Source organism: Steroidobacter sp. (genome assembly GCF_016790065.1).
GTDB lineage: Bacteria > Pseudomonadota > Gammaproteobacteria > Steroidobacterales > Steroidobacteraceae > Steroidobacter.
Genome location: NZ_JAEUPY010000496.1, coordinates 1 through 4987, shown reverse-complemented (window position 1 = coordinate 4987; position 4987 = coordinate 1). Strand labels below are relative to the sequence as shown.

The 4987-nt window shown below is 60.4% G+C and carries 6 protein-coding genes; 2 read left to right on the top strand and 4 right to left on the bottom strand.

From position 1 onward, the window contains the following. The coding region (locus tag JNL55_RS20565; protein WP_293858106.1) for an HlyD family secretion protein at positions 1-792 on the bottom strand (792 nt) is incomplete at its 3' end. Position 793: 1 nt separating this feature from the next. After that, complete coding sequence (locus JNL55_RS20560) at positions 794-1285, bottom strand: MarR family winged helix-turn-helix transcriptional regulator (protein ID WP_293858103.1); 492 nt, start codon at positions 1283-1285, stop codon at positions 794-796. A gap of 135 nt (positions 1286-1420) precedes the next feature. Here JNL55_RS20560 and JNL55_RS20555 point away from each other — a divergent pair, with 135 nt between their 5' ends. Both JNL55_RS20555 and JNL55_RS20550 read left to right on the top strand, forming a co-directional pair. Continuing rightward, positions 1421-2557, top strand: a complete 1137-nt coding sequence (locus JNL55_RS20555; RefSeq protein ID WP_293858099.1) for a zinc-binding dehydrogenase — start codon at positions 1421-1423, stop codon at positions 2555-2557. A gap of 10 nt (positions 2558-2567) precedes the next feature. Further along, positions 2568-3710, top strand: coding sequence for an enoyl-CoA hydratase/isomerase family protein (locus JNL55_RS20550; RefSeq protein ID WP_293858096.1), 1143 nt, complete (start codon positions 2568-2570; stop codon positions 3708-3710). On the opposite strand, the gene JNL55_RS20545 is transcribed toward JNL55_RS20550, so the two are convergent. Both JNL55_RS20545 and JNL55_RS20540 read right to left on the bottom strand, forming a co-directional pair. Further along, complete coding sequence (locus tag JNL55_RS20545; protein ID WP_293858094.1) at positions 3707-4420, bottom strand: glutathione binding-like protein; 714 nt, start codon at positions 4418-4420, stop codon at positions 3707-3709. The genes JNL55_RS20550 and JNL55_RS20545 overlap by 4 nt on opposite strands. A 92-nt stretch (positions 4421-4512) precedes the next feature. Next, the coding region (locus JNL55_RS20540; RefSeq protein WP_293858091.1) for an HAD-IA family hydrolase at positions 4513-4987 on the bottom strand (475 nt) is incomplete at its 5' end.

Below are 4987 nucleotides of genomic sequence, written 5' to 3'. Positions count from 1 at the left end.
CAAATGGGTCAGCTGCACTTCCTTGAAGTTGGCTTCGATCCATACATTCTCGGCCGACACCAGCGCGAACGCCGGCACCGCCGCGTTCAAGAAATCGCCGACTTGAACCTGCTCGACTTTGGTCACGATGCCATCGGCGGGCGCCAACACTTGCGCATAAGACAAGTTCAGCTGGGTGCGTTCCAGCTCCGCCTGCGCACGCTGCACGCTGGGATGCTCATCGACAGGTACATTCGGATTGCCGCCCAGACTCGCGAGCACAGCAATGATTTGCTCTCGTGACGCTTCGAGTTCCTGACGAGCCGCGTCACGTGCCACTTGCACTTTCTCAACTTGTGCTTGCGAGGAAATACCAGGCTCGAGCAAGCCTTTCTGTCGATCGTATTCGCGGCTCTGATAGTCGAGCGTGGTCTGCGCCGAACGCTGGTCGGCCAAACGCTGGCGATAGGTTGCCTTCATCGAGTCCACTTCGAGCCGAGCCGAGTTCAGTCGCGCTGTAGCCTCGGCCACAGCAATGCGGAACGGCCGATCGTCGAGCCGATATAACAAGTCTCCAGCGCGCACTTGCTGATTGTCGCGAACGGCGATTTCACTCACGCGCCCCGCTACGTTGGCGCTGATCGAAATCTGCGCGGCACGCACGTACGCGTCGTCAGTGGATTCGTAACGGCCGCCTGTGACATAGACGAAACCGGCAATGCCCAACACCAGCGCTGGACCGGCAATCATCAACGGACCACGCAGACTACTGCGCGGGGCGGGCTCGGGAGTCACTTCGTCGGAATCGCTCATCTCATCTCGCCTTCTTACGAGCTAACGCGGCGACCGGCTTGGCCGCTGCCGCGGGTTGTTCACTGATCCGTTGCGAACTCATGTTGAGCTGCACTCGCTCCAGCAGCCTCATCAATTGGTTGCGCTCATCGGCCGACAGGCCTTGCAGCGCTTCAGTGCGCATCTGCGCACTGACCTTATCGATCTGTTCCAGCACCGGATTGGCGCCCGGGGTGACGTACAGACAGCGGGCGCGGCGATCCACCGGGTCCGGCCGCCGCTCGATCCAGCCGTCGGCCTCCATCCGATCCAGGATGCGCACCAGGGTCATGGGCTCGATCTCGGCGATTTCGGCCAGCTTGATCTGGCTGATGCCCTCATTCCGAGCCAATGAAGCCAACGCCTTACATTGGGGCAAGGTCAGCGAGCGCTCCTGCGCCAGGGCCTCGAAGCGCTTGCGGTACGAGCGCTCCAGGGTTTTGAGCATGAAGCCAAGGTTACGGGTGCGGTCCATGGGGTATCGTTGCGGCGGCGTTATTATCAACGGAGCGATTATCAATGCTGTGATCGTATCACTAGTTACGATATTACGCAGCCCCCAGGTCGTTGGTGTACCCTGCGACTCCAACGTCGACACGGGCTGATCTACATGAGCGAGTCCACCTACCTGCAACTACGTTCCCTGGTGACGGCCGGCGGCGAACTACAGCTGTCGTTGCGCCAGGCGAAACTTCCAGAGCCGGCTGCAGATGAAGTGGTGATTCGCGTGTTCGCCTCGCCTATCAATCCTTCCGACCTCGGGCTCCTGCTCGGGCCCGCGGATCTGTCGACCGCTCGTGCCGGCGGCACTGCCGAGAATCCGACGTACACCGCGACGATCCCGTCGCAAGCGATGAAGGCGATGGCTCCGCGAGTCGATCAATCGATGCCCGTCGGTAACGAAGGTGCCGGAATCGTGATCAAGGCTGGCGCCGATGCACAGAAGCTGCTGGGAAGAACGGTCGCCGTGTTGGGTGGCGGCATGTATGCCCAATATCGCGTCATCAAAGCCGCCGCCTGCCTGCCCTTGCCGGAAGGCACGACGCCGGCCGAAGGCGCGTCCTGTTTCATCAATCCATTGACGGCGCTCAGCATGGTCGAAACCATGCGTCGTGAAAATCACACCGCGCTGGTGCACACCGCCGCCGCGTCCAATCTGGGCCAGATGCTCAACAAGATTTGTTTGAAAGACGGCGTGGCGTTGGTAAACATCGTGCGCAGTGCCGAGCAAGCCGAGACGCTGCGCAAGGATGGCGCCAAGTACATTTGTGACAGCACTTCGCCCAAGTTCATGGACGAGCTCACCGACGCCATCGCGGAAACCGGCGCCACCCTCGCCTTTGACGCCGTCGGCGGCGGCAAGCTGGCCAACCAGATCCTGATCTGTATGGAAGCTGCCATCAATCGCAAGCAGACCACCTACAACCGCTATGGCTCGCCGGTTCACAAACAGGTGTACACGTACGGCGTGCTCGACAATCGACCGCTCGAGATCGATCGCAGCAACGTCGGCATGGCCTGGGGCGTGGGCGGCTGGCTGCTGACTTATTTCCTGGAAAAGATCGGCCCGCAGGCCACTCAGAAACTTCGCGAACGCATCGCCGCTGAATTGAAGACCACCTTCGCCAGCCACTACACCGCGGAAATTTCGCTTGTCGAAGCGTTGCAGCCCGAGGTGATCGCGGCTTACAACCGCCGAGCGACCGGCGAGAAATATTTGATCAACCCCAACAAGGGCCTGCAGTAGTCCACTGACGATGACTTCATCTTCCACGTCGGCACCGGCCGAAGACTGTTGCGTGCGCTGCCAAGAAATCCCCACGAAAGGCGGCTACCGCCTGGGTGTGGCGAAGCTCAACTCCGAACGAACGTTGAACGCCCTGTCGCTCGACATGATTCGGCTGCTGGACCCACAACTGCGACGCTGGGCCGAGGATCCGAGCATCGCCGGCGTGATCCTGCACGCCGCGGGCGAGAAAGCGTTCTGCGCAGGCGGCGACATCCGCAGTCTGTACAAGGCGATCAAAGAGCATTCCGGTCCGACGGCGCTGGAGTTCTTCGCCGAAGAGTATCGGCTGGACTACTTGATCCATCGTTATCCCAAGCCGCTGCTGGTGTGGGCCAGCGGCATCGTGCTCGGCGGTGGCTGGGGCCTGCTGGCCGGCGCGAGTCATCGCGTCGTAACCGAAACCACACGCATGGCCATGCCCGAAATCACCATCGGCCTGTTCCCTGATGTGGGTGCCAGCTGGTTTCTGCGACAGCTGCCGGGACACACCGGACGGTTCCTCGCGCTCACCGGCGTGCAGATCAACGGTTCTGACGCGGTGTTACGCGGCCTCGCTGACCATCTGGTTCGAGCCAGCGATCGCGACGCCTTGTTCGCAGAGTTGTCGCAGTTGAATTGGTCAGACGATGCAAGTGCGAATCGAAAAGTGCTGACTGAACTGCTGCAGAAGTTTGCTTGCGCAGCGGCGCAAGTAGCGCCCGCGTCGAATTTGCATCGACATGCTGAACTGATCGAATCGTCCTGTCGCGGCGAGTCGGTCACCGATGCAGTGAATCGAATCGTCAGCTACGACGGCGACGATGCTTGGATGAAGCGTGCGGTCGCGACACTGGTCGCAGGATCGCCGACGACGGCCGCACTGAGCTGGGAGCTTCAAGAGCGCACGCGAGATCTCGATCTTGCGAACACGTTGCGCTTGGAGCTGATCGTCGCCTTGCAATGCTGTGCCCGGCCGGACTTCATCGAAGGCGTGCGCGCGTTGTTGATCGACAAAGACAACAAGCCGCGCTGGCAACCGAGTACGTTGGCGGAAGTTACGCCGCAGTGGATTGAGAGCCACTTCGAAGCGCCGGAGTGGCCCGGCGCACGGCATCCGCTAGCGAGCCTTTAGTTCTTCGGCGGCGTCGGCGGAATATTCAATCCGGCGACCACCGCCGGCCGATCCAGGAACGCATTCAGCACCCGCTGCACGTTGGGAAAGTTCTTGATGCCGACCAACTCGCCCGCCTCATAGAACCCGATCAGATTACGCACCCAGGGAAAGGTGGCGATGTCGGCGATGGTGTACTGATCGCCGACGATCCAGCGCTTGCCTTCCAAATGCTTTTCCAACACGCCGAGCAGGCGCTTCGACTCGTTGATGTAACGATCGCGCGGTCGCTTGTCTTCGATTTCCTTGCCGGCGAACTTATGGAAAAAGCCCACCTGGCCGAACATCGGACCGATGCCACCCATCTGAAACATCAACCATTGGATGGTTTGGTAACGCCCCGCGGCCTCCTGAGGAATCAATTTGCCGGTCTTATCGGCCAGATAAATCAGAATGGCACCGGACTCGAACAAGGCCAGCGGTTTGCCACCCGGCCCGTTGGGATCCAGGATGGCCGGAATTTTGTTGTTCGGATTGAGCGACAAGAACTCCGGCGACAGTTGATCGTTGGTATCGAAGCTGACCCGATGCACTTCGTACGGCAGCCCGATCTCTTCCAGCGCAATCGACGCCTTCACGCCGTTGGGCGTGGGCAACGAATACAATTGCAAGCGATCCGGATGTCGCGGCGGCCACTTCTTGGTGATGGGGAAGGCAGAAAAATCGGTCATGATTTCTTGGTTCCTCGCTAGTGGCGGCATTGTCGCACTATTAACGCCGGGCGCGACCGCTCGGGTGCGGAATATGAGTCATGCAGAATTTTCTATAATTGATTTTGATGGCCGATTTGTAACCGGCCATCCGGCTCGACTCGGGCTTGCAAACCCGTGTAATTTGCACGCATCGGATGCGGTGTCTGCATGGGATGCTGATGAGTGGCACTGATCACCACGACCGCCGCCTCCGCCGCTTCGCCTGCGCGAATCCCCGCCGGTGCATCCTCGAACACCAGGCAATCGTTCGCCGACCAGCCCAGCGTGCGTGCCGCCAGTCGATAACACGCGGGATCAGGTTTACCTGTTGGAATATCTTCCGCGGTGATGAACACCGACGGCGCAGTCAGCCCGGCCGCTGCCAAGCGACGCACAGCCAGCGCTCGCGGCGCCGAGGTCACGATGGCCCAACGATCCTTGGGCAATGTCGCTACAAACTCTTTCGCACCGGGAATGGCGCACACGCCTTCGACGTCTTCGATCTCCGCCAAGGTGATGGCCGCGGCTTCTGCTTCAGGATCAACC

What these genes read in the sequence shown, in the direction of transcription:
- JNL55_RS20560 (WP_293858103.1), bottom strand. Translation starts at nt 1,285, where the DNA reads ATGGACCGCACCCGTAACCTTGGCTTCATGCTCAAAACCCTGGAGCGC.
- JNL55_RS20555 (WP_293858099.1), top strand. Translation starts at nt 1,421, where the DNA reads ATGAGCGAGTCCACCTACCTGCAACTACGTTCCCTGGTGACGGCCGGC.
- JNL55_RS20550 (WP_293858096.1), top strand. Translation starts at nt 2,568, where the DNA reads ATGACTTCATCTTCCACGTCGGCACCGGCCGAAGACTGTTGCGTGCGC.
- JNL55_RS20545 (WP_293858094.1), bottom strand. Translation starts at nt 4,420, where the DNA reads ATGACCGATTTTTCTGCCTTCCCCATCACCAAGAAGTGGCCGCCGCGA.